Annotated in this window: 3 protein-coding genes; 2 read left to right on the top strand and 1 reads right to left on the bottom strand. The window is 54.3% G+C overall.

Annotation, left to right across the window (positions count from 1 at the left end; translation table 11 throughout):
• The first annotated feature begins 547 nt into the window (after positions 1-547).
• A complete protein-coding gene (locus tag ACR3FF_RS26890) occupies positions 548-877 on the top strand; it encodes a HalOD1 output domain-containing protein (RefSeq protein WP_458191133.1) in 330 nt (109 codons plus the stop codon).
• Between the two features lie 39 nt (positions 878-916).
• Here ACR3FF_RS26890 and ACR3FF_RS26895 read toward each other — a convergent pair whose 3' ends face one another.
• Positions 917-1,171 carry a hypothetical protein gene (locus ACR3FF_RS26895; protein ID WP_458191135.1) on the bottom strand — a complete coding sequence of 85 codons (255 nt, stop codon included), beginning with the start codon at positions 1,169-1,171 and terminating at the stop codon, positions 917-919.
• Positions 1,172-1,437: 266 nt separating this feature from the next.
• Between ACR3FF_RS26895 and ACR3FF_RS26900 the strand changes: the two genes are divergently transcribed.
• Positions 1,438-1,677 carry a DUF433 domain-containing protein gene (locus tag ACR3FF_RS26900; RefSeq protein ID WP_458191137.1) on the top strand — a complete coding sequence of 80 codons (240 nt, stop codon included), beginning with the start codon at positions 1,438-1,440 and terminating at the stop codon, positions 1,675-1,677.
• Positions 1,678-1,905 lie beyond the last annotated feature (228 nt).

The raw sequence follows: 1,905 nt of genomic DNA on the forward strand, positions 1-1,905 counted from the left end.
GATACCTTCTCGACTCTCCGCAGCGTTCGTAGGGTTCTTCGTCTCGCTTTCGGTGTCCTTCCGGTGTGAGACCGAGCTTTTGCTGCCGCCGTTATCGAGAGAGTGGACAACTAGCGATACTCACTGCCGACGATGTGGCCGACAACTGTACGCAGAGGTGGTTCCCTCGAAAAGCGACGAAGACGCTGCTAATCCCAAAGAATACGACTGTGGCAGCCTTAATGACTTCCCTTCCCGAGAGTGGGTTTTGACATCTTCCCCGCCCAGAAGGGCGTGGATTCCCACGAAGCCGATTTCACTGAGTTGGGATGTTTCCGGTTCGCACACCGACGGGATGCTGGCCATGCCACGTGGCCGGTACTCCCATCCTCGAATCGGACGCTCCCACTGTTCCCCAATAAACTTCGTTCACGTCATCTATGGCTCGTGATCGGACGCTATCATCTGTTATCTTGTGGTAGCGAGAAAACCCCGTGCTTTAGCGCGGGGTTGAATCTATACATCAGTGGACTTCAGAGCGATTTTATAACTGGACATCTGTGAACTAGTGACTGTCTCAGCAGATGCTGGATGGTCGGAGTCAGATTCAATGATCATAAGCATGGCAACAGGGGCTGGTGGAGAGAATACTGCTGATAAGTCTATTAGTACAGTTATCGCGGAAACAATCGCGAGGCACAAAGACGTTGATCCAGTTGACCTCGATCCGCTCTATACGACGATCGATCCTGAAGCACTAGATGCCCTCTTTGCGCCACTAAACAATGGAAAAGCCCGAGCTAGTGGCCAGATCAGATTCACACATGCAGGATATAAAGTAACCGTTACGAGCGATCGAACAGTCGACGTCAAACCGATTGACGAAGAAGAAAAATAGCTCTCTGCTAATAGTATCCCGATGATACACCACGGAGGATCATTCGCCCTCAGTCACATCAGGATCCTGCCTCCGCGGCAATCCCGTCGCCATCAATCGCCGAGCAATCACTACAATCACATTGTCGAACCCCCGCCCAAACACGGCCTTTTCTGTCTCAACACCACCAGTGTCCGTCTCATGCACCGAGACCACGAGAATTGTGTTCTTGTCAATCAACATCTCCTGTACTAGACTATGCAGATTCTCGTCAGTGGTTCCACAGGCCTGATCGGCCGCAGACTCGTGTCTCATCTATAGCAGGCAGGCCACGAGGTTACAAGCCTTGTCCGTCCTGAAACGACGGAGGCTGCCGATAAGGTTCCGTGGGCACCCTCGAGAGGCGAAATCGACCAGCCACAACTGGAGGGTTTCGATGCTGTCGTCCACTTGGCCGGCGAGTCCAGTGAACTACCCCTCCCTACGCGCTTCGCGCGTTGAGGACGACCGGCCACGTAGAGGAATCCCTGCTGGGGGCGACTGGCAGTATGTTTTTGCAGTTGTAGGTGATGGTGGAAAACATGGCCGAGCGCGATACGCGTCGAATCGCTCACGATATCATGAGTGAGCCCCATATTCGTGGACGACGAATCAGCGTCCGCCAGGTTTACGCGCTCGTCGAGGAGCGGGGAGAAGCCCCGGAGGCAGTTGCCGACCGGTACGATCTCGACGTCGCCGACGTCTATCACGCTCTCGCCTACTACCACGACCACCCGCGCGAAATGCGTAACCGTGGAAGAGGAGCGAGAGGACGCAATTGAGGCGTTCAGCGAGACGATCGAGCGTCCTGAAGGCGTCGATCCGGACACGGCGTAAGATGAGTGAGTGGCGTTTCCTTCTCGACGAAAATATTGACCCGAAGACGGCAACCTATCTTTAAACAGCGAGAGAATCCCGCCGTTTACGGCGGGCGTGAATCGCGTAAGCTCAATTGACGTACCGCCGTTAATCAGCTAAGCCGGATTCCATTCGGTTGTCGATACATTCAC

Source organism: Haladaptatus ordinarius (genome assembly GCF_054177595.1).

Bases quoted from the DNA above. Each gene is read 5' to 3' on its own strand.
- ACR3FF_RS26900 (WP_458191137.1), top strand. From the start codon at position 1,438: ATGGCCGAGCGCGATACGCGTCGAATCGCTCACGATATCATGAGTGAG.
- ACR3FF_RS26895 (WP_458191135.1), bottom strand. From the start codon at position 1,171: ATGAGACACGAGTCTGCGGCCGATCAGGCCTGTGGAACCACTGACGAG.